Source organism: Streptomyces sp. NPDC046881 (assembly GCF_040645015.1).
In the GTDB taxonomy this organism is placed as follows: Bacteria; Actinomycetota; Actinomycetes; order Streptomycetales; family Streptomycetaceae; genus Streptomyces.
Genome location: NZ_JBEYXJ010000009.1, coordinates 83,650 through 108,032 on the forward strand (window position 1 = coordinate 83,650; position 24,383 = coordinate 108,032).

Below are 24,383 nucleotides of genomic sequence, written 5' to 3' on the forward strand. Positions count from 1 at the left end.
CAGAACCCTGCATACTCATGCATGTCAGCGAATGCACTGTGAGGAGAAACCCGTGACCGAGCGCGTCGTACTCGCCTACTCAGGCGGTCTGGACACCTCCGTCGCCATCGGCTGGATCGCCGAGGAGACGGGCGCCGAGGTCATCGCCGTTGCGGTCGACGTCGGCCAGGGCGGCGAGGACCTGGACGTCATCCGCAAGCGCGCCCTCGCGTGCGGCGCCGTCGAGGCCGAGGTCGCGGACGCCAAGGACGAGTTCGCCGACGAGTACTGCCTCCCGGCGATCAAGGCCAACGCCCTCTACATGGACCGCTACCCGCTGGTCTCCGCCCTGTCCCGGCCGACGATCGTCAAGCACCTCGTCGCCGCCGCCAAGAAGCACGGCGCCACCACGGTCGCCCACGGCTGCACCGGCAAGGGCAACGACCAGGTCCGCTTCGAGGCCGGCATCGTCGCCCTCGCCCCCGACCTGAAGTGCATCGCCCCGGTCCGCGACTACGCGATGACCCGGGACAAGGCGATCGCTTTCTGCGAGGAGAAGCAGCTCCCGATCGCCACCACCAAGAAGTCCCCGTACTCCATCGACCAGAACGTCTTCGGGCGCGCGGTCGAGACGGGCTTCCTGGAGGACATCTGGAACGCCCCGATCGAGGACATCTACGAGTACACCTCCAACCCGGCCCTGGCCCGCGAGGCCGACGAGGTGGTCATCTCCTTCAAGGAGGGTGTCCCGGTCGCCATCGACGGCAGGCCCGTCACCGTCCTGCAGGCCATCCAGCAGCTCAACGAGCGCGCCGGCGCCCAGGGCATCGGCCGGATCGACATGGTCGAGGACCGCCTGGTCGGCATCAAGTCCCGCGAGGTCTACGAGGCTCCGGGCGCGATCGCCCTGATCACCGCCCACCAGGAGCTGGAGAACGTCACCGTCGAGCGCGAACTCGCCCGCTACAAGCGGCAGGTCGAGCAGCGCTGGGGCGAACTGGTCTACGACGGCCAGTGGTTCTCCCCGCTCAAGCGCGCCCTGGACGGCTTCATCAACGAGGCCAACCAGCACGTCACCGGCGACATCCGGATGACCCTGCACGGCGGCCGCGCCGTCGTCACCGGCCGGCGCTCGACGGAGTCCCTGTACGACTTCAACCTCGCCACCTACGACACGGGCGACACGTTCGACCAGTCGGCGGCCAAGGGCTTCATCGACATCTACAGCCTGTCGTCGAAGATCGCGGCCAAGCGGGACCTGGCGTAACACGCGCGGGTCACCTCACACGCAACGACCTGACAGCCGCCTCCTCACTCGACGAAAGTGGGGAGGCGGTCGCACATCCCCACCTCCGAGGAGCAACGCAGTGAGCAGCAACAGCGGTGACGTACGGCTCTGGGGCGGCCGTTTCGCCGACGGTCCGGCCGAGGCCCTGGCGAAGCTGTCCGCGTCCGTCCACTTCGACTGGCGGCTCGCGCCCTACGACATCGCCGGCTCGCGTGCCCACGCGCGCGTCCTGCACAAGGCGGGACTGCTCACCGAGGACGAGCTGACGCGCATGATCGCGGGCCTCGACCGGCTGGAAGCCGATGTCGCCGACGGCTCCTTCGTGGGCACGATCGCCGACGAGGACGTGCACACCGCCCTGGAGCGGGGCCTGCTGGAGCGCCTCGGCCCCGATCTCGGCGGCAAGCTCCGCGCCGGCCGGTCCCGCAACGACCAGGTGGCCACGCTGTTCCGGATGTACCTGCGCGACCACGCCCGGATCGTCGGCGGGCTGATCGCCGACCTCCAGGACGCCCTGATCGGCCTGGCCGAGGCCCACCCGGACGTGGCCATGCCCGGCCGCACCCACCTCCAGCACGCCCAGCCGGTGCTCTTCGCCCACCACGTGCTCGCCCACGTCCAGTCCCTGTCCCGGGACGCCGAGCGGCTGCGCCAGTGGGACGAGCGCACGGCCGTGTCGCCGTACGGCTCCGGCGCCCTCGCCGGCTCCTCCCTGGGCCTGGACCCGGAGGCGGTGGCCGCGGACCTCGGCTTCGAGCACGGCAGCGTCGGCAACTCCATCGACGGCACCGCCTCCCGGGACTTCGTCGCCGAGTTCGCCTTCATCACGGCGATGATCGGCGTGAACCTCTCCCGGATCGCCGAGGAGATCATCATCTGGAACACGAAGGAGTTCTCCTTCGTGACCCTGCACGACGCGTTCTCCACGGGCTCGTCGATCATGCCGCAGAAGAAGAACCCGGACATCGCCGAGCTGGCCCGGGGCAAGAGCGGGCGTCTCATCGGCAACCTCACCGGCCTGCTCGCCACCCTCAAGGCCCTGCCGCTCGCCTACAACCGCGACCTCCAGGAGGACAAGGAGCCGGTCTTCGACTCCTGCGACCAGCTGGAGGTGCTGCTCCCCGCCTTCACCGGCATGATCGCCACCCTGACCGTCAACCGCGAGCGCATGGAGGAGCTGGCCCCGGCCGGCTTCTCGCTCGCCACCGACATCGCCGAGTGGCTGGTCAAGCAGGGCGTGCCGTTCCGCGTCGCGCACGAGGTCGCGGGGGAGTGCGTCAAGGTCGCCGAGGCCGAGGGCAAGGAGCTGGACGACCTCACGGACGAACAGTTCGCGAAGATCTCCGCCCACCTCACGCCCGAGGTCCGCTCGGTCCTCAACGTCCCCGGCGCCCTCGCCTCCCGCAACGGGCGGGGCGGTACGGCCCCGAGCGCGGTCGCGGTCCAGCTGGCCGAGGTCAAGGCGGACGTGGCGGCCCAGCACGCGTGGGCGGACGCCAAGAAGGCCTAGCTCCCCGCCGCTCCCATCGAGGGCCCGGACCCGTGTCCGGGCCCTTCGTGCTGTCCGGCCGCCGGAGGACGGACTCGATAACAGACGGGTTTCAGCCACTGGCCGAAACCTTGACGTCCCCCTACTCGGAAGTAAGCATTCCGCTAGTCACCCGTTCGGCATTGCCGAACAACGGTCGATGTGAGCCGCCGGCACCGGCATGAAAGGGACGTCATGCGCGCAGCCCGTACCCGACGCACCGCCCGCCTCCTGGCCGCCGCCGCGACGGCCGCGCTGTGCGCGCTCGCCCCCGCGGCCCCCGCCTCCGCCGCCGACACCCCGCCGCCCGGCGCCAACGACTGGTCCTGCAAGCCGGACGCGGCCCACCCGCAGCCGGTCGTCCTGGTGAACGGCACCTTCAAGACCTCGTACGAGAACTGGCTGACCCTCTCGCCCGCGCTCGTGCACGCCGGCTACTGCGTCTTCTCCTTCGAGTACGGCGACCTGGAGACGGCCCCGATCCCGGACTCGGCGGCCCAGCTGCGCGACTTCGTGAACGCCGTGCTCGGCGCGACCGGCGCCCGGAAGGCCGACATCGTCGGCCACAGCCAGGGCGGCATGATGCCCCGCTACTACGTCAAGTTCCTCGGCGGTGCCACCAAGGTCGACGACCTCGTCGGGATCGTGCCCTCCAACCACGGCACCACCAACCCGCTCGCGCTCGCCGCCGGTGCCACCGTCTGCCCCTCCTGCGTCGACCAGACCGCCGGCTCGGACCTCCTCCAGCGGCTCGACTCCGACCCCGAGGCCCCGGCCGGCCCCGACTACACGGCCGTCGCCACCCGGTACGACGAGGTGGTGGTCCCCTACACCAGCGCCTTCCTCGACGGGCCGGACTCCTACGTCACCAACGTGCTGCTCCAGGACCGCTGCCCGCTCGACACCACCGAGCACGACCAGGCGCCCAAGTCGCCGCTGGTCGAGCAGTGGGTGCTGAACGCCCTGGGGCGCAAGGGCCCGGCCGACCCCGCCTTCGTGCCGCGCTGCGTCGGCACGGGCTGAACCCCGGACGCCTGGGTAGATTGGTGCAAGATCCTCCGATCGTCGTGCAGGGAGCCCGCCATGCCGTTCAGCCGACTGGCCACCGCGACCACCCCCACCGCCCACCTGGGACTCGGTCTCGCCGCCGTCGGCCGCCCGGGCTACATCACCCTCGACCGCGACACGGACCTCGGTGCGGACCGCAGCGTGGACGCGCTGCGCACCCGTACCCATGAGCTCCTCGACGCGGCCTACGCGCAGGGCGTCCGCTACTTCGACGTCGCCCGCTCCTACGGCCGTTCGGAGGAGTTCCTCGCCGACTGGCTGAACGCCCGCCCGGACATCGCGGACGCGGTGATCGGCAGCAAGTGGGGCTACACCTACACCGCCGGCTGGTCCACCGACGCCGAACAGCACGAGGTCAAGGACCACGGCCTCGCCACCTACGAACGGCAGCGCGCCGAGACCGACGCCCTGCTCGGCGACCGGCTCGACCTCTACCAGATCCACTCGGTGACCCCGGACAGCCCGGCCCTCACCGACAAGGACCTCCACGCCAGGCTGGCCCAGGCCGCCGCCGAGGGCCTCACCATCGGCTTCTCCACCAGCGGCCCCGCCCAGGCCGACGCGATCCGCGCCGCCGTCGCCGTCACGGTCGACGGCGAGCCCCTCTTCCGCACCGTCCAGTCGACGTACAACGTCCTGGAGCCCTCCGCCGGCCCCGCGCTCGCCGAGGCGCACGACGCCGGGCTCACCGTGATCGTCAAGGAGGGCATGGCGAACGGCCGGCTGGCCGCACCGCACGCCCCGGACGCGCTGCGGGCCGTGGCCGCCGAGACCGGGCTCGGCTGCGACGCGGTCGCCCTCGCCTGGATCCTGTGCCGGCCCTGGGCCGGGGTCGTCCTCTCCGGTGCCGCGACCGTCCCGCAGCTCCTCTCCAACCTCCACGCCCCCGCCGTCGACCTCGACGCGGACCAGCTGACCCGCCTCGCCACGCTCGCGGAGGACCCGCGCGCCTACTGGGAGGGGCGCGGACAGCTGCCCTGGCACTGACGCACACCCCGTGATCAGCGGTGATGAGTCACGCATGCCTTTGCTGAGACATCAATGTCTCATGTGGGCTATTCTTGTCTCATGGCCCTCGATCGTGACCACGTGCTGCGCAGCGCAGCCGCCCTGCTGACCCGCAAATCCACCGCGACCATGGACGAGGTCGCCAAGGCCGCCGGGATCAGCCGGGCCACGCTGCACCGGCACTTCGCCGGCCGGGACGCGCTCGTCCGGGCGCTGGAGCAGCTCGGCATCGCTGAGTGCGAGGCGGCGCTGGACCGGGCCCGGCCGGAGGAGGGGTCCGCCGCCGAGGCCGTACGCCGGCTGGTGCGCGAGATCCAGCCGGCCGCCGGACTGCTCGCGTTCCTCTACGGCGAGAACCAGCTGTGGGAGGGCGACCGGCAGCACGAGGGCTGGCAGCGCCTGGACACCCGGATCGGCGCCCTGTTCCAGCGCGGACAGCGCGACGGCACGTTCCGGATCGACCTCAGCCCGGTCTGGCTCACCGAGGCCCTCTACGGGCTGATCGCCTCGTGCGCCTGGGCCACCCTGGACGGCCGCGTGGCCGCCCGGGACTTCCCGACCATGATCGCCGAGCTGTTGCTCGGCGGCGCTCTGCGGAGAGAGGAACCATGACCAGCACCCTGCAGCCGGCACAGTCGACCGAGGCGGTGAAGCGCCCGGGCCGCTGGCTGGCGCTGTCCGTCCTCGTCCTGGCCGTGCTGCTGGTGGCCGTCGACGCCACCGTCCTCGGCCTGGCGACCCCCTACATCAGCGAAGACCTCCACCCCTCCGGCACCCAGCTGCTGTGGATCGGCGACGTCTACTCCTTCGTCATCGCCGGTCTGCTCGTCTCCATGGGCAGCCTCGGCGACCGCATCGGCCGCAAGCGGATCCTGCTCGGCGGCGCCACGGCGTTCGGCGCGCTGTCCGTACTCAACGCCTACGCGACGACACCCGGACTGATGATCCTGGCCCGGGCGCTGCTCGGCGTCGCCGGTGCGACCCTGATGCCGGCCACCCTGGCCCTGATCCGCAACATCTTCCACGACGCGCGCGAGCGCAGCCTCGCCGTCGGCATCTGGGGCGCCACCGCCTCCGCCGGTACCGCCGTCGGCCCGATCGCCGGCGGATTCCTCCTGGAGCACTTCTGGTGGGGCTCGGTCTTCCTGATCAACCTGCCGGTGATGGTCGTCCTGGTCTTGGTCGGCATCCGCACCCTGCCCGAGTCCCGCAACCCCCGCCCGGGCCCGTGGGACCTGGGCAGCGTCCTGCTGTCGCTGGTCGGCATGATCGCCCTGGTCTACGCGGTCAAGGAGGCCGCGACCCACGGCGTCACCGGGACGAGCCTGGGCACCGGCCTGCTGGGCGCGGCGGCCCTGTACGGCTTCGTCCGCCGCCAGCTCACCATGCCCGTCCCGCTGCTCGACATGCGGCTGTTCCGGCGCCGCGGCTTCAGCGGAGCGGTCCTCGCCGACCTGCTGACCGTCCTCGGCATGTCCGGCCTGGTGTTCTTCCTCTCCCAGTACCTGCAACTCGTCCAGGGACGGCGCCCGTTCGAGGCGGGCCTGGCCGAACTGCCCGCGGCGGTCGGCGCGGTCGCGGCCGGCCTGGTCGCGGGCCGCGCCGCCCGGCGGTTCTCGGTCCGCACGGTGGTCTCGGGCGGCCTGGCCGCGGTCGGCACCGCCCTGGCCGCCCTGACGACGCTCGGCCAGTCCACCGGCTACCCGGTGCTCGGTGCCGCCCTGCTGGTCGTGGGCGTCGGCGCGGGCTTCTCCTTCACGGTCACCGCCGACGTCATCCTCTCCAGCGTCCCCAAGGACCAGGCGGGCGCGGCCTCCGCGGTCTCCGAGACGGCGTACGAACTGGGTGCCGCCCTGGGCATCGCCCTCCTCGGCTCCGTCGTGACGGGCGTCTACCGCGACTTCACGGGCCCGGCCGGCACCCCGGCCGGCGCCCACGAGTCCCTGGGCGCGGCAGTGGAGGCCGCGGCGGACATGCCGGCGCACCAGGCGGAGACCCTCCTCACCGCGGCCCGCGACTCCTTCGTCCACGGCCTCCACCTGGCCTCGGCGGCAGGCTCGGCGGTCCTCCTGGCGGCCGCGGCAGTGGCCTGGTTCCTCCTGAGGAACCAGGAACTGGACAGCGCAGGCTGAGGCGGTCGAGCCGACCCGGCCCGCCCCGCGGCTCAGCGCTTGTAACCCAGCACGGTCATCATCCCGCTCTCCGAGTGGTACTGGTTGTGGCAGTGCAGCATCCACAGCCCGGGGTTGTCCGCATCGAAGTCGATCACCAGCTTCCGGTGCGGCAGCACGAGCGCGGTGTCCTTGCGCGCCCCCACCGAGTCCAGACCGGTCAGCGAGAATGTGTGCCCGTGCAGGTGCATCGGATGCCACATGCCCGTGGCGTTGATGAGGGTCAGCCGCACCCGCTCACCCGCGCGGACCGCGTGCCGCTGTGCCACGGAGTAGGGCTTGTGGTCGAACCCCCAGTCGAACTTCTCCATGGTCCCGGTGATCCTGATGCGCATCTCGCGGTCGGGGTGACGGTCCGCCAGGGCCACGGAGTCGTCCGGCAGGAGGCGGCGCGCCGGGACGGTGTTGCCGTCCAGCTCGTGCGGGTGGACGTCGGCCGGCGGCAGCCTCTTGCCCCCCTTGGCGGTGCTCAGCACGGCGAGGGCCCGGCCCGGCTTGCCCTCGGGCAGGGCGACCAGGGGGAAGACCCCGTCCTTGGCGGTGACGAGGACGTCGTAGCGTTCCGCCATGCCGACGAGCAGGGCGTCGGTCCGCTTGTGCTTCACCGGGTAGCCGTCGGTGTGGGTGACGGTCATCGTGTGGTCGCCCAGCGCCACCCGGAAGGCGGTCTCGGAACCGGCGTTGATGATGCGCAGGCGCACCCGGTCGCCGGGACGGCAGCGGAACACCGACGGGTTGCCGGGCAGCCGCCCGTTGACCAGGTAGTGCGGGTAGGCGACGCTGCCGCCGTCCCCGTTGAGCATGCGGCTGTGGGAGGAGTGCAGCACCCGGTCGGGGCCCGTGGACTTCCGGTGCGGTGAGGGGTGCCCGCTCGCCTTGTGGCCGTGGCCCGCGCCGTCGTGGCCGGGGCCCATGGCCGTCTTCCCCATGTCCATGGCTCCGCCGGGCTTGAGCTGCTCCAGGACGTTCTCGGGGGTGGAGCCCTCCACGCCGTCCAGCCAGTCGTCGATGACGAGCACCCACTCCTTGTCGTAGGCGAGTGGTTCCCTGGGGTCGTCCACGATGAACGGTGCGTACAGGGCCCGGTCGGGCTGCATCCCCACGTGGGAGTGCAGCAGGTACGTGCCCGGGTGCTTCGCGACGAAGTGGTAGCGGAAGTCGTCCCCCGAGGCGATCGCCCGCTGGGTCAGGTCCGGCACGCCGTCCATGTCGCAGCGCAGCCGCACCCCGTGGGAGTGCAGCGTGGTCGTGGCGGGCAGCCGGTTGGTGAGTGTGAGGTCGAGTACGTCACCGGCCGTGACCCGCACCAGCGGGCCCGGCACCTCCTCGTTGTACGCCCAGGTGCGGACCGCCCGGCCGCCCAGGTCCAGCTTGGCTTCGGCGGCGGTGAACCGGAAGGTGCGGACGTGCCCGGACCCCCGTTTCCGCTCGGCCGCCAGGACCTCCGGATCCGACGGGTTGACGTACCCCCGGGGCCCGGCCGGGACGAACTTTCCCCCGCCGTCCGCGTGTTGGGGGCCGGAACTGGGCCCGGACCCGGAACTGGTGCAGGCTGCCAGGATCCCCGCGCCGGCGGCGGCGATCGGGGTACGGAGCAGAGTACGCCGAGAAGGTTTGTACATGTCTGAATCAGACATGTTGTGTGGTGATACGGCCGCATTCATACGGCCGAATGCCCGATGTGTCGGCGGCAGATTCCACCGGCAGGCGGACGGGCGGCCGTACGGCGCCCGTCCGTCGGACGGCCCTAGGCGGCCTTCGCCTTGGTGGCGTACATGTCGACGTACTCCTGACCGGACAGGCGCATGACCTCGGCCATGACGGAGTCCGTGACCGCGCGCAGCACATAGCGGTCCCGGTCCATGCCCTCGTACCGCGAGAACTCCATGGCCTCGCCGAACCGGACGGTGACCCGGCCGGGCCGCGGGATGCCCCGGCCGCCCGGCTGCAGCTTGTCCGTGCCGATCATGGCGAACGGCACCACCGGCGCGCCGGTCATCAGGGTCAGGCGGGCGATACCGGTACGGCCCCGGTACAGACGCCCGTCGGGCGACCGGGTGCCCTCGGGGTAGATCCCGAAGATCTTGCCCTCCTCCAGGATCCTCCGGCCCGTCATCAGCGCGGCCACGCCGCCGCTCGCCCCGTCCCGGTCCACCGGGATCATGCCGACGCCGGTGAAGAACCACGCCATCAGCCGGCCCTTGAGCCCCTTGCCGGTGACGTACTCGTCCTTGCCGATGAAGCACACCTGCCGCTTGGTGACCACCGGCAGCACGATGGAGTCGATGAACGTCAGGTGATTACCGGCCAGAATCACCGGTCCGTCCCCCGGGATGTGCTCCACGCCTTCCACCTGTGGGCGGAACATCAGGCGCATGATCGGTCCGAGCACTGCCTTGATGAGCGCGAAGCGGGACAACGGGTCCTCCGATGTCGAGGGCGGGCGGTATGAGTCTGTGCAGGTGAGGACATTACTCGCGGCGCCGGTCCGCGCGCACATCGGGGACGCCCGGTTCACCGAGGCCTTACGAAGTGTTGACGCGGGTTTACCTGCGGTGGCGTCCGCAGGACGGCCCGATACCGCCTTGCGGCGGTGTGACGGACATCGCGCGGACCGCCCGCCCGGGCCCGACGAACCGTCATCTTCCGCCGTTCGCAGGACACCCGACCGCACCCTGGTGTTCGAACCGGGGCCTCCCGTCGGCCATGTGTACGACCCTACGATCGGGCCGCACCGACGAACGAACGCGGCAGGAGGGCGCTCATGGACAGCGACGAGGCGAACGGGCAGGCGCAGACGGCGGGACGGCGGGCGCTGCTCGGCGCCGCGGTGCTCGGCGCGGGCGGAGCGGTCCTCGGACTGCCCGGGGCGGCCCGGGCCGCCGGGACCCGGACGGCCGGACACGGCGGGCGCGGACTGAAGAGCCTGCCGGTGCCGACGATCATCGGCCACCGGGGCGCCAGCGGCTACCGCCCCGAGCACACCTTCGGCTCGTACGACCTGGCCCTGGACCTCGGCGCCGACGTGGTCGAGGCGGGCGACCTGGTGCCCACCAGGGACGGCCACCTGGTCTGCCGGCACGAGCCGGAGATCGGCGGCACGACGGACGTCGCCTCCCACCCGGAGTTCGCCGACCGGAGGACCACCAAGGTCGTGGACGGCGTCTCCACCACCGGCTGGTTCACCGAGGACTTCACGCTCGCCGAGCTGAAGACGCTGCGGGCCGTCGAGCGCATCCCGGCCAACCGGCCGCACAACACCCTCTACAACGGCCGCTGGGGGATACCCACCTTCGAAGAGGTCCTCACCTGGCAGGACGAGCAGACCCGCAAGCGCGGTCGGCAGGTCTGGATCTACCCGGAGACCAAGCACCCCACCTACTTCCGCAAGCTGGGCCTCGGCCTGGAGGAGCGGGTGGCCAAGCTGCTGCGCAAGCACGGCAAGGACGGCCGCAACTCCCCGGTCATCCTGCAGTCCTTCGAGCCCACCAGCATCCAGCGGCTGAACCGGCTGGTCGACAACCCGCTCGTCGTCCTGCTCTCCTCGGCCGACAGCCGTCCGTACGACTTCGTCGAGGCGAAGGACCCGCGGACGGTCGCCGACCTCATCACGCCCAAGGGTCTGCGCGAGATCGCCGGCTACGCCCAGGGCATCGGCCCGACCCTGGACCTGGTCATCCCCAGGAAGGCGGACGGCACCCTCGCCGAGCCGACCACGCTGGTCGCCGACGCCCACCGGGTGGGCCTCGTCCTGCACCCGTACACGATGCGCAACGAGAATCCCTTCCTGCCGGCCGAGTACCGCAAGGGCGGTGCGGCCGACGCCTACGGCGACGTCTTCGGCGCCTTCAAGCGGTACTTCGCCACCGGGATCGACGGCGTCTTCACCGACAACGCCGACACCGGGCTGCTCGCCCGCGCCGACTTCCTGAAGGGCTGACGGCGTCAACCACCGCACCGCCCCTCACCCGTTCAGGGTGACTGTGCGCCGCCCCGGCAACCCCCCGCCGGGGCGGCTCGTCGTTCCGCATATGACGCCCGACCTGGTAGCCGCCCTGCACCCCCTGCTCACGGCCGAGGCCTCCGCCGAGGCGTATGCGGCCGGAGGTGAGCCGGGTGACCTGGAGCAGGCCGTCTGGCTGCGGCTCCTGGAACGGCTGGAGACGGAGGGGCCGCCGCTGGATCCCGAGGGCTGGCTGCGCAGGGCCGTCCGTGCCGAGGCCCGCCGCAGCCGCCGCACCACCCGCCGGGAACGGCCGTACGCGGGCGAGCCGGCCGACGACCTCCGCCCCGGACCCGAGCAGCGCGTCCTGACCGCCGCCCGGTACCGCGCGCTGCGGGACGCGGTGCGCCGGCTGCCCGGCCGCTGTCCCCGTCTCCTGGAGGCGCTGCTCTCGCCGAAGGACCTGACATACCGGGAGATCGCGGGGGAGTTGGGTATCTCACAGGGCAGTCTCGGACCGGAACGCTCCAGATGTCTCGGATGTCTGCGCCGATTGCTCACCCCGGAGGTTGCGGCCCGCGAAGCGCGGGGATAGGAGTAGGCGACGACAGGTGATCAGGTGAGCGGGAGGCGTGCGCACATGGGCATGAGCGTGACCATCTCGGTGGCGACCGAGCAGGACGCGGAGCAGATCTTCCGGCTCCAGTACCTGTGCTTCCAGAGCGAGGCGGCGCTGTACGGCAACTACCGCATCGACCCGCTCGTGCAGACCCTGGACTCCGTCCGCCAGGAGGTCGCCTCCGACTGCGTCTTCGTCGCCCGGCTGGGCGAGGAGGTGGTCGGCTCGGTTCGCGGCAAGGTCACCGAGGACGGCGCGGCGGCCATCGGCACACTCTGCGTCCACCCCCGCCTCCAGGGCCACGGCATCGGCGCGCGCCTGCTGCGCGCGGCGGAAACGGCGCTGGAGGCGGAGCGCGGCGCCAAGCGGTTCCGCCTCTTCACCGGCCACCGCAGCGAGGGCAGCCTCCGCCTGTACCGCCGCGTCGGCTACCAGACGGTGGGCCGGGCCAAGGGCGACGACGGGGTGGAGCTGATCATCCTGGAGAAGCAGGCCGGGGCCTTCGTCCAGACGGCCTGACCGCGGCCGCCGGCCCCTCAGGAAGCCCGCTGCTGCCGCGCCTTGCGCAGCCAGTACACCGCGGAGACCGGCAGCAGGACCGGAATGAAGACGTACCCGGCCCCGTAGTACGACCACACGGTCGCGTCCGGGAACGCCGACCGGTCGACCAGGGTCCAGGTACCGACGAGAAGGACACCCGCGAGCTCGGCGGCGCAGCACACCAACGCCGCCCGCCGGGCCGTCTCCCCGCCCCGGATCAGCGTGTAGGTGATGAACGCGTACACCAGTCCCGCCACCGCCGACAGGGAGTAGGCGAGCGGCGCCCGGTCGAACTCCGTGCCGATCTGGAACGCGGACCGCGACACCGCGCCGACCACCATCACGCCGTAGAACCAGACGAGCAGCATGCCCGGTCCGCTGATCAGCCGGGCCGGCTTCTCCTCCACCGCGGTCACCTCAGCCTCCCCAGATGTCGTAGAGCCGCACTTCCAGGACGGCGAGCACCACCCCGCCGGCGGCGACCGTCACCGAGCCCCAGCGGGTCCGCTCGGCCAGCGACATCAGGCCCGCCGCCGGTACGCACGCGAACGCGCCCAGCAGATACGCCACGAAGATCGTCGTGCCCTGCTCCGGCTTCTCGCCCCGCGCCAGCTGCACGATCCCGATCACCAGCTGGACGACGGCCAGCAGCGACACCACGGCCATGCCGATGAAGTGCCAGTCCTTCGTCGGCTGGTCGCGGTACGCGGCCCAGCCGCACCACGCGGCGAGCAACAGCGCGGCGACCCCGGTCACCAGCGTCAGGACGTTGAGCATGCCGTGACCTTATTACGGCGCAAACGGGCCGGAGCCGCCGCCCCCGCCGTACGCCGTAGGGTCTAGACCATGACGATCCACGCACACGCCCTCCTGTTCGACAACGACGGCACCCTGGTCTCCTCCCTCGACTCCGTCGAGCGCTGCTGGTCCCGCTGGGCCCGGGAGTACGGGATCACCGCCGAGGAGTTCGCCCGCGTGGAGCTGCACGGGCGGACGGCCGTCGAGATCGTCGGCGACCTGCTGCCCGCCCGGCTGGTGCCGGAGGCGGTGGCCCGGGTCGAGCAGCTGGAGGTCGAGGACGTACCGAACGGCGGTGTCCGCCTGCTGCCCGGGACCCGCGCGTTCCTGGACAGCCTGCCGGCCGACCGGTGGGCCGTGGTCACCTCCGCCACCCGGCGCCTGGCCGAGGCCCGGCTGGGTGCCGTCGGGATATCCCCGAAGGCCCTGGTCTCGGCGGACGACGTCACCCGCGGCAAGCCCGACCCCGAGCCCTATCTGCTCGCCGCCCGGCAGCTCGGCGTGGACCCCGCCCACTGCGTGGTCTTCGAGGACGCCCCCGCCGGACTGCGGGCGGGCCGCGCGGCCGGCATGACCACCGTGGCGTTGGCCACAACCCACCGGGCGGAGGAGCTGGACGCCCACCTGGTGGTGCGGGACCTGTCGGCCTTGTCGGCACTGGCCACCGACGGGGGAGTGGAGATCGCCGTCCGCGGCTGAGCGGCTGGTCGGCCCTGTCCGCCGCTGTCCACGATGCGGACAGCGGCGGCTTGTCAGAACCGTCCGTCTGGTTTACTGATCGCATGACCACGACGAGCAGCCGCACCCTTGCGACCGAGGCGACCATGACGCCCGGTGCTCGTTGTATGTGTCGCCTGATGTGTCGAATGTGCGCCTTCTAGAGGGCCCCCGCATCAGCTGAGCCTCGCGCCCCGAAGCGAGAGCCGTGGCATTTCGTGCGCCGCCAGACCGCACGAGACGACGATCCACCCTCCATGCCGGAACCGCATGCACCCGTGCCCGGGCACACCCACGCCCGTGCACTCGACAGTGACGGAAACCCACGTGATCACCACCTCGGGCCTGACCAAGGTCTACCGCTCCCGCGGCCGTGAGGTCACCGCCCTCGACGGCGTCGATCTCCACGTCCGCGAAGGCGAGGTCTACGGCGTCATCGGCCAGTCCGGCGCCGGCAAGTCCTCCCTCATCCGCTGCGTCAACCTGCTGGAGCGCCCCACCTCCGGCACCGTGACCGTCGCCGGGCAGGACCTCACCGCCCTGGCCGGCCGCGGCCCGCGCGCCGGCCGGGAACTGCGCCGGGCGCGCAGCCGGATCGGCATGGTCTTCCAGCACTTCAACCTGCTGTCCTCGCGGACCGTGCAGGACAACGTCGAGCTGCCGCTGGAGATCCTCGGGCAGGCGGGCCGGGCCCGCTCCCGCAAGGCGCTGGAGCTGCTCGACCTGGTCGGCCTCGCCGACAAGGCCAAGGCCTACCCCGCCCAGCTCTCCGGCGGCCAGAAGCAGCGCGTCGGCATCGCCCGCGCCCTCGCCGGCGACCCCAAGGTGCTGCTCTCCGACGAGGCGACCAGCGCCCTCGACCCCGAGACCACCCGCTCCATCCTGCAGCTGCTGCGCGACCTGAACCGGCAGCTGGGCCTGACCGTCCTGCTCATCACCCACGAGATGGACGTCGTGAAGTCGATCTGCGACTCGGCCGCCCTGATGGAGAAGGGCCGGATCGTGGAGTCCGGCACGGTCAGCGAGCTGCTCGCCACCCCCGGCTCCGAGCTGGCTGCCGCGCTGTTCCCGGTGAGCGGGGAGCGCACGGGCGCCGACCGGACCGTCCTCGACATCACCTTCCAGGGCGAGACCGCCACCCAGCCGGTCATCTCCCAGCTCTCGCGCACCTACAACATCGACATCTCGATCCTCGGCGCGGCCATCGACACCGTCGGCGGCCTCCAGATCGGCCGCATGCGCATCGAACTGCCCGGCCGGTACGAGGACAACGTGGTGCCGGTCGGCTTCCTGCGCGAGCAGGGCCTGCAGATCGACGTCGTGGGCCAGGAGGACCTGCTGGTGAAGGAAGGTGCCAAGTGACCTGGTCGGAGATGCAGCCGCTGCTGTCCCAGGCGTGTTGGGACACGCTCTACATGGTCGGCTGGTCCACACTGATCGCCGTCGTCGGCGGCCTTCCGCTCGGCATCCTCCTGGTCCTCACGGACCGGGGCGGCCTGCTGCAGAACGTCGTCGCCAACAAGGTCATCGGACAGGTGGTGAACGTCGCCCGCTCCATGCCGTTCATCATCCTGATGGTCGCGCTGATGGGTGTCACCCGCTCCATCACCGGGACGACCATCGGCCGCGAGGCCGCCATTGTGCCGCTCGCCGTGGGCGCGATCCCCTTCTTCGCGCGCCTGGTCGAGACGGCCGTCCGTGAAGTGGACGGCGGGCTCGTCGAGGCCGTCCAGTCGATGGGCGGCAACACCTGGACCATCGTCCGCAAGGTGCTCGTACCGGAGTCGCTGCCCTCCCTGATCGCCAGCACCACGACCACGATCGTCGCCCTCATCGGCTACTCGGCCATGGCCGGCACGGTCGGCGCCGGCGGCCTCGGGGACATCGCCATCCGCTACGGCTACCAGCGCTTCGAGACCCAGATGATGTGGATCACCGTCGGCATCCTCGCCGTCGTCATCTCCGTCATCCAGTTCGCCGGCGACTTCGCGGCCCGCCTCCTGCACAGCAGGGGCGGCCGGTCCGGCCCCGCGCCCAAGCTTCGCCTGCTCAAGGCCAAGGAGCCCGCGGCGGCCGACGTCGGCAAGGTCGCGTAAAGACACCCAGACTCCCCGTCACCCGTACACGGGGTCGCACCACCCATAAGGAAAGGCACTTTTCGTGCGTAACACCGCCAAGCTCACCACCGCCGTCCTCGCCACCGGAGCCCTCACCCTCGGGCTGACCGCCTGCGGCTCCGGCAAGGACTCCGGCTCCTCCGACGGCAACGGCCCGCTGGTCGTGGCCGCCAGCCCGACCCCGCACGCCGAGATCCTCGACTTCGTCAAGGACAAGCTGGCCAAGAAGGCGGGCCTCGACCTGGAGGTCAAGGAGTTCACCGACTACATCACGCCGAACACGGCGACCGAGGACGGCTCGGTGGACGCCAACTACTTCCAGAACCAGCCGTACCTGGACGACTTCAACAAGAAGCGCGGCACCCACATCGTGCCCGTCGTCACGGTGCACCTGGAGCCGCTCGGCCTCTACTCCCACAAGATCAAGAAGGCCGACGCCCTCAAGAGCGGTGCGACCATCGCCGTCCCGAACGACGCCGTGAACGAGGCCCGCGCCCTGAAGCTGCTCGCCGCCAACGGGCTCATCACCCTCAAGGACGGCGCCGGCAACGAGGCCACCCCGCAGGACATCACCAAGAACCCCAAGAACCTCAAGTTCAAGGAGGTCGAGGCGGCCCAGACCGCACGCTCCCTGGACGACGTGGACGCGGCCGTGATCAACGGCAACTACGCCATCTCGGCCGGCATCAAGCCCGCCAAGGAGGCGCTGGTCCTGGAGTCCCCGAAGAACAGCCCCTACGGCAACTTCCTCGCCGTGAAGAAGGGCAACGAGTCGGACCCGCGGGTCAAGAAGCTCGCGAAGCTCCTCACCTCGCCCGAGGTCAAGAAGTTCATCGAGGACAAGTACCAGGGCTCCGTCATCCCCTCCTTCTGAGCCGCCAGGGGGGACTGAAGCCATGCGCACGTCCGTCGTCGCCGTGGCGGTCCTGGCCCTCGGCCTCACCGCCTGCGGCTCCGGCACGGACTCCGGCAGGGGCGGTGGCAAGGACGACACCCTCGTCGTCGGCGCCACCGCCGTCCCGGCCGGCGAGGTGCTCACCTATGTCAGGGACCACCTCGCCGCCAAGGCCGGCCTGAAGCTGGAGATCAAGGAGTTCACGGACTACGTCCTGCCGAACACCGCCCTCCAGGAGGGCGAGCTGGACGCGAACCTCTACCAGAACCAGCCCTACCTGGACGACTTCAACGCGTCCAAGGGCACCGACCTGGTCTCGGTCGTCAAGCCCTACCTGCCGCCCATGGGCGTCTACTCCCACAAGGTCCACCACGTCACCGAGCTCGCCGACGGAGCCACCGTCGCCGTGCCCAACGACGCGACCAACGAGGGCCGCGCCCTGAAGCTGCTGGCCGCCGGCGGCGTCATCGGGCTCAAGGCCGGCGCCGGCACCGACGCGTCCCCCGCGGACGTCACGGCCAACCCCCGGCACCTGAGGTTCCGGGAACTGGAGGCCGCCCAGCTGCCCCGCTCGCTGGACGACGTGGACGCCGCGGTCGTCAACAACAACTACGCCCAGGACGCGGGCATGAGCCCCGCCGACGACGCGATCCTCCTGGAGTCGGCGAAGGACAACCCCTACGCCAACCTCCTCGCCGTCAGACGCGGCGACGAGGACGACCCTCGGGTGCGGAAGCTCGCCGCGCTGCTCGTCTCGCCCGAGGTACGGACGTTCATCCAGGACAAGTACCACGGGTCCGTCCTGCCGGTGACCGGCGGCTGACGGCACCGGCACGGCGTTTCGCCACGCACGGGGTCCGCTCCCTCACCGGGAGTGGACCCCGTTGTGCGGTTCGGTGGTTTCATGCTGCATGCTGGGCAGTTCAGCAGGCCTGACGGCCCGTACGGTCTTCCGAGGAATCACCGAAGGTTACGGAGCGGCGCATGACGAGCACCTTCCCCAACATCTCCATCAGCACGGAGCGGTTGGTGCTGCGTCCCCTCGACGAGGACGACGTGCCCGCCCTGGCCGACATGATGAACGACGAGCAGGTCGTCGCCTGGACCCCCGTCGTCCACCCCTACACCGAGGCCGACGCCCGCGAGTGGATCACCCGGCTGGCCCCGGAGGAGCGCACCGCGGGCCGCGGCATCGTCCTCGCCGTCACCGAGTTCCTCACCCAGCGGCTCGTCGGCATCGTCCACCTGCGGAAAACCGACTGGCGCGTCCGGTCCAGCGAGCTCGCCTACGTCGTCGCCCCCTGGGCCCGCGGCGAGGGCTACGCCTCCGAGGCGGCCCTCGCCACCGCCCAGTGGCTCTTCCACGACCGGAAGTTCGAGCGGCTCGAACTGCGCACCGCTGCCGACAACACCGCCTCCCAGCAGGTCGCCCAGAAGATCGGCTGCATCAGCGAGGGCGTCCTGCGCAACGCCTGGATAGCGCGCACCAGAACCGAGGACGGCACCTGGACCGAGGTGCGCACCGACGTCATCGTCTGGAGCCTGCTGCCGGAGGACCTCGCCGGGGTCAGCGAGCAGCTCGCCGACACGGGTGGCTTCACCTCGTACTCGGACTGGAACTGAGCCCTCCGGGCTCCACCAGGTACCCTCACGGAGCCCGCCCCGGGCTCCCTGTTCCCGAAGACCCGAGCAGAACCCCAGGAGACTGACGACGATGGCCGACCGGGTCACGGTGATCGGCTGGGACGGCTCGCCGCTGACCGCCGCGGCACGCGCCGCCCTCGGCGCCGCCACCCTCGTGGCCGGTGCCGCCCACCACCTGGCGCTGCCCGAGGTGCCGCCCGCCGCCGAACGCGTCCGCCTCGGCAGCCTCGCCCTGGCCGCCCGCCGCATCGCCGCCCACCGCGGCACCGCGGTCGTGCTCGCCGACGGCGACCCCGGCTTCTTCGGCGTGGTACGCACCCTGCGCGCGCCGGAGTTCGGCCTCGAGGTGGAGGTCGTCCCCGGCGTCTCCTCGGTCGCCGCCGCCTTCGCCCGCGCCGGCATGCCCTGGGACGACGCCCAGGTCGTCGTCGCCCACCCGCGCACCCTGCGCCGGGCCGTGAACGTCTGCCGCGCCCACACCAAGGTCGCCGTCCTCACCTCGCCGGGCGCGGGCCCCGCCGAACTCGGCCTGCTGCTGGAGGGCGTGCACCGCACCTTCGTCGTCTGCGAGGAACTGGGCACCGAGCGCGAACAGGTCAGCATCGTCACCTCCGACAAGGCCGCCGACCACACCTGGCGCGACCCCAACCTCGTCATCGTCATCGGCGGGCCCGTCGGCGCGGGCGAGAGCGGCGGCTGGATCGCCGGCCGCGACCCGGGCACCGGGCCGCGCGGCTGGGTGCAGCCCGACGAGAGCTACGGCGCCGGACCGGGCGGCGGTCTCGGCGAGGGCGAGACGGAACTGCTGCGCGCCGCCCAACTCGCCCGCCTCGGCCCCCGGATCGGCGACCTCGTTTGGGACATCGGCTGCGGCAGCGGCGCGTTCGCCGCCGAGGCCGCGCGGGCCGGCGCGGCCGTCATCGCCGTCGACCACGACCCGGCCGCCTGCGCCCGCACCGACAGCGCCGCACGCCGGTTCGGGGTCCAGCTCCAGATCGTCCACGGCAGCGCCCCGCACGTCCTCGAAAGCCTGCCCGAGCCGGACGTCGTACGGGTCGGCGGCGGGGGACCGGCCGTCGTCTCCGCGGTGGCCGACCGGCGCCCGCAGCGCATCGTCACGCACGCCGCGACCCGCGACGCCGCCGAACGCGTCGGCCGTGACCTGACCGAGCACGGGTACCGGGTCGAGTGCGCCCTGCTCCAGTCCGTCGAACTCGACACCCGGGCCTGGACGGAGACCGAGCGGAACGTAGCGTTCCTGCTCAGCGGGGTACTACCGGATCGCGCCCCGTGATCCTGTTGTCGTACCGCGCGCGGTAGGCTGGCCGATCGTTGTACCGCACCGGTGTCCCGAACTTCGTTCGCCAATGTCCGGAACGCACGCCCGTTTTGGGGTGGGTGTGGTACTGCGGAACCGGAGGACGCGCAACGTGGCGCAGTCCACAGCGGGCTGTCGCGGATCATGCTGTCGCGACGGCGGAACGACCGGGACAATGCCACTGAATGGCTTTGTCGCCTTTTCCGGCGGGTCGTTCGTGCCGCTGGGCACGGACGCTCGTTCTTCACTGCGGGGCGGTCGGTGCGCCGTTCCGGGTGAGCTGGTCGTAGGAGCACAAACCGATGGGCGAGGGGTACGCATGACCGACACCGGCCAGGTCCCGGGCGAGGGACAGCCGGAGAGCGCAGGCATGGTGGAGCAGCCGGGCGTTCCCGCGCACGGTGCGTACACCTACCTCTCCGAGGCACCCGCCGAGGACGAAGACCTGCTGCTGCCGGGTGCCCAGGGCGCGTGGGGCAACGAGGTGCCGCCACCCGCTCCGGAGCCGGTGGTGGAAGCCGTCCACGAGCCGGGTCCGCACGAGACGGCCGGCCGCGACAGCGGCTCGGTCGACCTGAGCGGTGTCCGGCTGCCCGACTCGGGCCCCGTCTCCGTCACCCCGTCACCCATCCTCTCGGCACCGCACGACCCGGCGGCGGCCCCGCAGCCGCCGCGCCGGCCGCTGCACCTCGGGCCGCCGATCCCCGACGCCTCCGCGAGCCCGGTCCGCTCCCTCGCCGACCGCGGCCCCGCGGGAGCGCCGGTACGGCAGCCCGCCGGCCCCGAGTACCTCGACGCCCAGCCGCTGGGCGAGATGGCTCCGCAGAGCGCGGCGCCGTGGGGCTCGGCCCCGGCCCAGGTCGGCGCAGAGGCACCGGCTGCCGAAACGGTTAGTCCGCCCGCGCCCGCCGAGCAGGCCGACGCAGCCCAGGCCGCGATGGCCCGCCTCGCGAGCCAGGCGGCGGCCCAGGCCCCGGCCGGCGACACCGGCCAGGTACCCGTCGTGCACGGCCACGACGGGGTCCAGCCGGTGCACGCCCATGACGGCGTGTACACCGCGCCGGGCACCGGGGGCGCGCCCGCCGCCGATGTGCCGGTCGCGGCCGAGGCGACGTCGGCGGGGCCGGCCGTACCGGCTGCCGACGGCGCCACCCCCGCCCCCGAGGGGGCGCAGGCCGCCGAGGTGCCGGGCGACGCGCCGGGTGCCGAGGCCGGCGCCGGCCAGGCCCAGCCGATGCCCGAGGCCCCCGCGGCAGAACAGTTCGTCCCGGTCGAGCCGGCGCCGGAGCAGGCTGTACCGGCCGGCGCGCCCCTCCCGGAGACCGCCGAGGCCGCTTCGGAGGCGGGTCCGGCGCCGGCCGCCGCGCCCGCCGGCCCGGAGCCGGCCGGGATCGCCCAGCCGACCGAAGTGACGCAGCCCGGCGCCGCACCGGCTGCCGCCGACGCCGTGCAGCCCGGCGCGGCACCGGCTGCCGACGCCGTGCAGCCCGTCGAAGCGCCGGGGGCTGCCGTCCCCGTGCAGGCCCCGGATGCCGTGCAGCCGGCCGCCGTCGCCCAGCCCGTCGAGGCAGCGGAGGCCGCCGGCGTGCAGGCCACCGCCGTTGCGCAGCCCTTCGAGGCCCCGGAGGCTGCCGTCCCCGTGCAGGCCCCGGATGCCGTCCAGCCGACCGGCGTTGCCGAGCCAGCCGAGGCGCCGCAGACCCCCGGTGCCGAGCCGGCTGCCGTAGCCCCGCAGGCCGCCGACGCCGTGCAGGCCGCCGCCGCGCAGGCCCCGGAGGCCGCGGAGCCCACCGGCGTCGCCCAGCCCGTCGAAGCAGCGGGGGCCACCGCCGTCGCCCAGCCCGTCGAGGCACCGGAGGCCGCCGTCCCCGTGCAGGCCCCGAATGCCGTGCAGCCGACGGGCGTTGCCGAGCCCGCCGAAGCGCCGCAGGCCCCCGGTGCCGAGGCGGCCGCTGCCGTCATGCCGCCCCAGGCTCCCGCCGAGGTCCAGGCGCCCGTCGCCGCCCAGGGTGTCCCCGAGGCCGCCGACGCGGCTGCCGCCCAGGGTGTCCCCGAGGCCGCTGACGCGGCTGCCGCCCAGGGTGTCCCCGAGGCCGCCGACGCGGCTGCCGCCCAGGGTGTCCCCGAGGCCGCCGACGCGGCTGCCGCCCAAGGCGCCCCCGAGGCCGCCGGCGTTGCTGCCGCCCAGAGTGTGCCCGAGGCCGCCGAGGCGGCTGCCACCCAGGGGGTGCCCCTGCCCGCCGAGGCAGCGGTTGCCGCCCCCGACGCGGCCCAGCAGACCGACGCGGCTCCCGCCCCGGCGGCGGCCGACGTCGACCAGACGGCCGTCCCGGCCGCCGAGCCCGTCGCGCCCCAGGCCACGACCGAGGCCCCCGAGGCGATCACCCCGGTTCAGCCGGCCCCCGAGGCGACCGCCCCGGTACAGCCCGGCCCCGAGGCGACCGCCCCGGTTCAGCCGGCCCCCGACGCCGTGCCGGTCCCCGACGCCGTGCCGGCCGCCGCCCCCGCCACAGCGGAGCAGCCCGCCGTACCCGGTGCCGCAGAGGTGACCGAGCCGGCCGTGCTCCAGGCCGCCCAGGGCCCGCAGCTCGCCGAGGGCGCCCCGCGGCAGCCGGCACCGGACGCCGCCGCGCCCGCGCAGGGCGCGGAGCAGCGGCTGCCCTCCGGGCTGCCGGTGGAGCCGGACCCGGAGCAGCCGCTCGGGCAGTTCGTGCCGGTGGAGGGCCAGGTGCCCACCACCCCGCACCTCGCGCCCACCCCGCCGCAGCCCCTGGTCCTGCCCGCCGAGGACCCGCAGGGCGTGCAGGGTCCGCAGGAGCAGCCGGAGGCGGTCGCCACGGTGCCCGCGCCCCGCGAGGGCGAGCCGGACGCCGTACCGGCCGCCCCCGACGCCGAGCCCGCCCCCGATGTCGTACAGCACGCGGAGGACCTGCAGACCAGGGTCGCCGAGCAGGAAGAGAGCACGGCCGCAGTGGCGGAAGAACGACAGTCCACCGGCCCGGCCGCGCCCGGTTACGCCGACGCCGAGCGCGAGGCCGTCCTGAAGGTCATGCGCGAGCGCCGCGACATCCGCAACGGCTTCCGCAGCGACCCCATCCCGCACGAGGTGCTGCTCAGAGTCCTGGAGGCCGCGCACACCGCGCCGTCCGTGGGCCACTCGCAGCCCTGGGACTTCGTCGTCATCCGGTCCGCCGAGACCCGGCGGACGATGCACGAACTGGCGATGCGGCAGCGCGAGGCGTACGCCAAGTCGCTGCCGAAGGGCCGGGCGAAGCAGTTCAAGGAACTGAAGATCGAGGCCATCCTCGACACCCCGGTCAACATCGTCGTCACCGCCGACCCCACCCGCGGCGGCCGGCACACCCTCGGCCGTCACACCCAGCCGCAGATGGCGCCCTACTCCTCGGCGCTCGCGGTGGAGAACCTCTGGCTCGCCGCCCGCGCCGAAGGCCTCGGCGTCGGCTGGGTCAGCTTCTTCGACGAGCGGGAGATGGTCCGCGCGCTCGGCCTGCCCGAGCACCTGGAGGTCGTCGCCTACCTGTGCGTCGGGTACGTCGACGAGTTCCCGGACGAGCCCGAGCTGATGCAGGCCGGCTGGTCCAAGCGACGCCCCCTGTCCTGGGTGGTGCACGAGGAGACGTACGGCCGCCGCGCCCTGCCCGGAGAGGAACCCCACGACCTGCTCGCCGAGACCGTCGCACAGATCCGCCCGCTCGACGCCAAGGCGCTCGGCGAGGCGTGGGAGCGCCAGAAGCGCATGACCAAGCCGGCCGGCGCGCTCGGCATGCTGGAGATCATCTCCGCGCAGCTGTCCGGGTTGTCCCGGCAGTGCCCGCCGCCGATCCCGGAGCCCGCCGCCGTCGCCATCTTCGCCGGCGACCACGGCGTGCACGCCCAGGGCGTCACCCCCTGGCCGCAGGAGGTCACCGCCCAGATGGTGGCCAACTTCCTCGGCGGGGGAGCCGTCTGCAACGCCTTCGCCGCCCAGGTCGGCGCCGAGGTGTGCGTCGTGGACGTGGGCGTGGCCGCCGACCTGCCGGCCACCCCGGGCCTGCTGCCGCGCAAGATCCGCGGCGGTACGTCCGACATGACCACCGGCCCCGCGATGACCCGCGAGGAGGCCAAGGCGGCCATCGAGGTCGGCATCGAGACCGCCCGCGACCTGGTGGCGGCCGGCAACAAGGCGCTGCTCACCGGTGAGATGGGCATCGCCAACACCACCGCGTCCGCCGCGCTGATCTCCGTCTTCACCGGCGCCGACCCGGCCGAGGTGACCGGACGCGGCACGGGCATCAACGACGAGACGCTGGCCCGCAAGACCGAGGTGGTCCGCCGCGCGCTGGAACTCCACCAGCCGGACCCGGCCGACCCGGTCGGCGTCCTCGCGGCGATCGGCGGCTTCGAGCACGCGGCCATCGTCGGCCTGCTGCTCGGCGGCGCCTCGCTGCGTACGCCGGTGATCCTGGACGGTGTCAGCGCCGGTGCCGCGGCCCTGGTGGCCCGCGCCATCGCGCCCGAGGTGCTCGCGGCCTGCATCGCCGGCCACCGCAGCGCCGAGCCCGGGCACGTCGCCGCCCTGAACAAGCTGGGCCTGCGCCCCCTGGTCGACCTCGACCTGCGCCTCGGCGAGGGCACGGGCGCCCTGCTCGCCCTGCCGCTGGTGCAGAGCACCGCGCGGGCGATGCACGAGGTGGCCACGTTCGATTCGGCGGGGGTCACGGAGAAGTAGGTCCCGCGGTACGGGTGGTCC

Annotated in this window: 21 protein-coding genes; 17 read left to right on the forward strand and 4 right to left on the reverse strand. The window is 72.6% G+C overall.

Annotation, left to right across the window (positions count from 1 at the left end; all coding sequences use genetic code 11):
* The first annotated feature begins 52 nt into the window (after positions 1–52).
* From ABZ923_RS07295 to ABZ923_RS07320, 6 genes are all read left to right on the forward strand, one after another.
* The gene (locus tag ABZ923_RS07295) at positions 53–1,246 is read left to right on the forward strand and encodes an argininosuccinate synthase (protein ID WP_361467903.1); all 1,194 of its coding nucleotides are present in this window, start codon (positions 53–55) and stop codon (positions 1,244–1,246) included.
* Positions 1,247–1,346: 100 nt separating this feature from the next.
* Complete coding sequence (gene argH, locus ABZ923_RS07300) at positions 1,347–2,777, forward strand: argininosuccinate lyase (RefSeq protein ID WP_361467905.1); 1,431 nt, start codon at positions 1,347–1,349, stop codon at positions 2,775–2,777.
* A 213-nt stretch (positions 2,778–2,990) separates the two neighbouring features.
* A complete protein-coding gene (locus ABZ923_RS07305; protein ID WP_361467908.1) occupies positions 2,991–3,818 on the forward strand; it encodes an alpha/beta fold hydrolase in 828 nt (275 codons plus the stop codon).
* Positions 3,819–3,878: 60 nt separating this feature from the next.
* Positions 3,879–4,850 carry an aldo/keto reductase gene (locus ABZ923_RS07310; protein WP_361467910.1) on the forward strand — a complete coding sequence of 324 codons (972 nt, stop codon included), beginning with the start codon at positions 3,879–3,881 and terminating at the stop codon, positions 4,848–4,850.
* Positions 4,851–4,931: 81 nt separating this feature from the next.
* A complete protein-coding gene (locus tag ABZ923_RS07315; protein WP_361467913.1) occupies positions 4,932–5,483 on the forward strand; it encodes a helix-turn-helix domain-containing protein in 552 nt (183 codons plus the stop codon).
* Positions 5,480–7,003: an MFS transporter gene (locus ABZ923_RS07320; RefSeq protein ID WP_361467916.1), complete on the forward strand. Its 1,524-nt coding sequence runs from the start codon at positions 5,480–5,482 to the stop codon at positions 7,001–7,003. Before ABZ923_RS07315 ends, ABZ923_RS07320 begins: the two co-directional genes overlap by 4 nt.
* 32 nt (positions 7,004–7,035) lie before the next feature.
* Here ABZ923_RS07320 and ABZ923_RS07325 read toward each other — a convergent pair whose 3' ends face one another.
* A complete protein-coding gene (locus ABZ923_RS07325; protein WP_361467918.1) occupies positions 7,036–8,664 on the reverse strand; it encodes a multicopper oxidase family protein in 1,629 nt (542 codons plus the stop codon).
* Positions 8,665–8,789: 125 nt separating this feature from the next.
* The gene (locus ABZ923_RS07330; protein ID WP_361467920.1) at positions 8,790–9,542 is read right to left on the reverse strand and encodes a lysophospholipid acyltransferase family protein; all 753 of its coding nucleotides are present in this window, start codon (positions 9,540–9,542) and stop codon (positions 8,790–8,792) included.
* A 264-nt stretch (positions 9,543–9,806) separates the two neighbouring features.
* On the opposite strand from ABZ923_RS07330, the gene ABZ923_RS07335 reads away from it, so the two are divergent.
* The 3 genes from ABZ923_RS07335 (at position 9,807) to ABZ923_RS07345 (ending at position 12,123) form a co-directional block, all read left to right on the forward strand.
* Positions 9,807–10,982 (forward strand): glycerophosphodiester phosphodiesterase, encoded by a 1,176-nt coding sequence (locus ABZ923_RS07335; RefSeq protein WP_361467923.1) that lies wholly within the window; start codon positions 9,807–9,809, stop codon positions 10,980–10,982.
* 91 nt (positions 10,983–11,073) lie between these two features.
* Positions 11,074–11,580: a sigma-70 family RNA polymerase sigma factor gene (locus tag ABZ923_RS07340; protein WP_361467925.1), complete on the forward strand. Its 507-nt coding sequence runs from the start codon at positions 11,074–11,076 to the stop codon at positions 11,578–11,580.
* A 45-nt stretch (positions 11,581–11,625) separates the two neighbouring features.
* Positions 11,626–12,123, forward strand: coding sequence for a GNAT family N-acetyltransferase (locus ABZ923_RS07345; RefSeq protein WP_361468003.1), 498 nt, complete (start codon positions 11,626–11,628; stop codon positions 12,121–12,123).
* A gap of 17 nt (positions 12,124–12,140) precedes the next feature.
* Here ABZ923_RS07345 and ABZ923_RS07350 read toward each other — a convergent pair whose 3' ends face one another.
* Both ABZ923_RS07350 and ABZ923_RS07355 read right to left on the reverse strand, forming a co-directional pair.
* Complete coding sequence (locus ABZ923_RS07350; RefSeq protein WP_361467928.1) at positions 12,141–12,560, reverse strand: hypothetical protein; 420 nt, start codon at positions 12,558–12,560, stop codon at positions 12,141–12,143.
* A 1-nt stretch (position 12,561) separates the two neighbouring features.
* Complete coding sequence (locus ABZ923_RS07355) at positions 12,562–12,921, reverse strand: hypothetical protein (protein ID WP_030343961.1); 360 nt, start codon at positions 12,919–12,921, stop codon at positions 12,562–12,564.
* A 69-nt stretch (positions 12,922–12,990) separates the two neighbouring features.
* On the opposite strand from ABZ923_RS07355, the gene ABZ923_RS07360 reads away from it, so the two are divergent.
* From ABZ923_RS07360 to cobT, 8 genes are all read left to right on the forward strand, one after another.
* Positions 12,991–13,641: an HAD family hydrolase gene (locus ABZ923_RS07360; RefSeq protein WP_361467930.1), complete on the forward strand. Its 651-nt coding sequence runs from the start codon at positions 12,991–12,993 to the stop codon at positions 13,639–13,641.
* A 288-nt stretch (positions 13,642–13,929) separates the two neighbouring features.
* The gene (locus tag ABZ923_RS07365; RefSeq protein WP_361467933.1) at positions 13,930–15,021 is read left to right on the forward strand and encodes an ATP-binding cassette domain-containing protein; all 1,092 of its coding nucleotides are present in this window, start codon (positions 13,930–13,932) and stop codon (positions 15,019–15,021) included.
* The gene (locus ABZ923_RS07370; protein ID WP_361467936.1) at positions 15,018–15,755 is read left to right on the forward strand and encodes a methionine ABC transporter permease; all 738 of its coding nucleotides are present in this window, start codon (positions 15,018–15,020) and stop codon (positions 15,753–15,755) included. Before ABZ923_RS07365 ends, ABZ923_RS07370 begins: the two co-directional genes overlap by 4 nt.
* Positions 15,756–15,819: 64 nt before the next feature.
* Positions 15,820–16,650 (forward strand): MetQ/NlpA family ABC transporter substrate-binding protein, encoded by an 831-nt coding sequence (locus ABZ923_RS07375; protein WP_361467939.1) that lies wholly within the window; start codon positions 15,820–15,822, stop codon positions 16,648–16,650.
* Between the two features lie 22 nt (positions 16,651–16,672).
* Positions 16,673–17,494, forward strand: coding sequence for a MetQ/NlpA family ABC transporter substrate-binding protein (locus ABZ923_RS07380; RefSeq protein WP_361467940.1), 822 nt, complete (start codon positions 16,673–16,675; stop codon positions 17,492–17,494).
* Between the two features lie 161 nt (positions 17,495–17,655).
* Positions 17,656–18,294 carry a GNAT family N-acetyltransferase gene (locus ABZ923_RS07385; protein WP_361467943.1) on the forward strand — a complete coding sequence of 213 codons (639 nt, stop codon included), beginning with the start codon at positions 17,656–17,658 and terminating at the stop codon, positions 18,292–18,294.
* Positions 18,295–18,385: 91 nt separating this feature from the next.
* Positions 18,386–19,609 (forward strand): precorrin-6y C5,15-methyltransferase (decarboxylating) subunit CbiE, encoded by a 1,224-nt coding sequence (gene cbiE / locus ABZ923_RS07390; RefSeq protein WP_361467946.1) that lies wholly within the window; start codon positions 18,386–18,388, stop codon positions 19,607–19,609.
* Between the two features lie 343 nt (positions 19,610–19,952).
* Positions 19,953–24,362: a nicotinate-nucleotide--dimethylbenzimidazole phosphoribosyltransferase gene (gene cobT / locus ABZ923_RS07395; protein ID WP_361467949.1), complete on the forward strand. Its 4,410-nt coding sequence runs from the start codon at positions 19,953–19,955 to the stop codon at positions 24,360–24,362.
* The last annotated feature ends 21 nt before the right edge of the window (positions 24,363–24,383 follow it).

What these genes read in the sequence shown, in the direction of transcription:
- ABZ923_RS07305 (WP_361467908.1), top strand. Translation starts at nt 2,991, where the DNA reads ATGCGCGCAGCCCGTACCCGACGCACCGCCCGCCTCCTGGCCGCCGCC.
- ABZ923_RS07310 (WP_361467910.1), top strand. Translation starts at nt 3,879, where the DNA reads ATGCCGTTCAGCCGACTGGCCACCGCGACCACCCCCACCGCCCACCTG.
- ABZ923_RS07315 (WP_361467913.1), top strand. Translation starts at nt 4,932, where the DNA reads ATGGCCCTCGATCGTGACCACGTGCTGCGCAGCGCAGCCGCCCTGCTG.
- ABZ923_RS07320 (WP_361467916.1), top strand. Translation starts at nt 5,480, where the DNA reads ATGACCAGCACCCTGCAGCCGGCACAGTCGACCGAGGCGGTGAAGCGC.
- ABZ923_RS07325 (WP_361467918.1), bottom strand. Translation starts at nt 8,664, where the DNA reads ATGTACAAACCTTCTCGGCGTACTCTGCTCCGTACCCCGATCGCCGCC.
- ABZ923_RS07330 (WP_361467920.1), bottom strand. Translation starts at nt 9,542, where the DNA reads ATGTGCGCGCGGACCGGCGCCGCGAGTAATGTCCTCACCTGCACAGAC.
- ABZ923_RS07335 (WP_361467923.1), top strand. Translation starts at nt 9,807, where the DNA reads ATGGACAGCGACGAGGCGAACGGGCAGGCGCAGACGGCGGGACGGCGG.
- ABZ923_RS07340 (WP_361467925.1), top strand. Translation starts at nt 11,074, where the DNA reads ATGACGCCCGACCTGGTAGCCGCCCTGCACCCCCTGCTCACGGCCGAG.
- ABZ923_RS07345 (WP_361468003.1), top strand. Translation starts at nt 11,626, where the DNA reads ATGGGCATGAGCGTGACCATCTCGGTGGCGACCGAGCAGGACGCGGAG.
- ABZ923_RS07355 (WP_030343961.1), bottom strand. Translation starts at nt 12,921, where the DNA reads ATGCTCAACGTCCTGACGCTGGTGACCGGGGTCGCCGCGCTGTTGCTC.
- ABZ923_RS07360 (WP_361467930.1), top strand. Translation starts at nt 12,991, where the DNA reads ATGACGATCCACGCACACGCCCTCCTGTTCGACAACGACGGCACCCTG.
- ABZ923_RS07365 (WP_361467933.1), top strand. Translation starts at nt 13,930, where the DNA reads ATGCACCCGTGCCCGGGCACACCCACGCCCGTGCACTCGACAGTGACG.
- ABZ923_RS07380 (WP_361467940.1), top strand. Translation starts at nt 16,673, where the DNA reads ATGCGCACGTCCGTCGTCGCCGTGGCGGTCCTGGCCCTCGGCCTCACC.
- ABZ923_RS07385 (WP_361467943.1), top strand. Translation starts at nt 17,656, where the DNA reads ATGACGAGCACCTTCCCCAACATCTCCATCAGCACGGAGCGGTTGGTG.
- cbiE (WP_361467946.1), top strand. Translation starts at nt 18,386, where the DNA reads ATGGCCGACCGGGTCACGGTGATCGGCTGGGACGGCTCGCCGCTGACC.
- cobT (WP_361467949.1), top strand. Translation starts at nt 19,953, where the DNA reads ATGACCGACACCGGCCAGGTCCCGGGCGAGGGACAGCCGGAGAGCGCA.